Raw genomic sequence first — 803 nt, 5'->3', positions numbered from 1 at the left:
CGCCCGCCCCCACCGGGGAGCAGCGGCTGCTCCCCCTGCCCCGCACCTGGCTGCTGATCGCCTGTTTTGGCATCATCAACAGCGGCTACGGCATCGTCGTGGCCTGGCTGGCCCCGGCCTACATGGCGGCGGGCTGGAGCGCCCAGCAAGGGGGCGAGCTGGTGGCCTGGCTCGCCCTGGCCCAGACCGCGAGCGGCCTTGGCCTGCCCCTGCTGGCAGCCGGTCGGCTGGACCGCCGCCCCTGGATGGCGCTGGCCATCGCCATGCAGCTGGCGGGCTTTGGCGGCCTCTGGCTCGCTCCCCAGACAGCCCCTCTGCTCTGGTGCTTGCTGTGCGGCGCCGGGCTTGGGGGGAGCTTCTCCCTCATCATGGTGATTGCGCTGGATCACCTGCCCGACCCGCGCCGGGCGGGCGCCCTCTGCGCCCTGATGCAGGGGATTGGCTTCATGGTGGCGGCTACCGGCCCCTGGGTGGCGGCCCGCCTGCACCATGCAAGCGGTGACTTCGCCGCCGCCTGGCAGTGGCAGCTCGGCGCCCTGGTCCTGATGAGCCTGCTGGTGGTGCGTCTCAACCCGCGCCACTACCCAGGGGCCATGGGCCTGCCCCCGGAGCAGGCCATGGCTGTGCAGACGGCAGGCCACAAGCCTGCCTGATCCGGCGAGCACCGGCCTTGGGGGCCAGAAAGTACAACACCGGCCTTGGCCGGTGTTGTTCATCAGGGTGCGGGAAGGCCTGGCGCTCAGCGCCCCTTCTTCTGGCGCCCGCCCTGCCCTGGCCGGGGCTTGCCCGGGGCGGGTTTGCCC

At 72.6% G+C, this 803-nt stretch carries 1 pseudogene; it reads left to right on the top strand.

Annotated elements, in window-relative coordinates:
* Positions 1 to 653: pseudogene (locus BN1120_RS00995) on the top strand (MFS transporter); the annotation flags it as partial.
* Between the last annotated feature and the right edge of the window lie 150 nt (positions 654 to 803).

This window comes from Aeromonas caviae (genome assembly GCF_000819785.1).
In the GTDB taxonomy this organism is placed as follows: domain Bacteria; phylum Pseudomonadota; class Gammaproteobacteria; order Enterobacterales; family Aeromonadaceae; genus Aeromonas; species Aeromonas caviae.
This window is presented reverse-complemented; position numbering and strand designations above follow the sequence as displayed.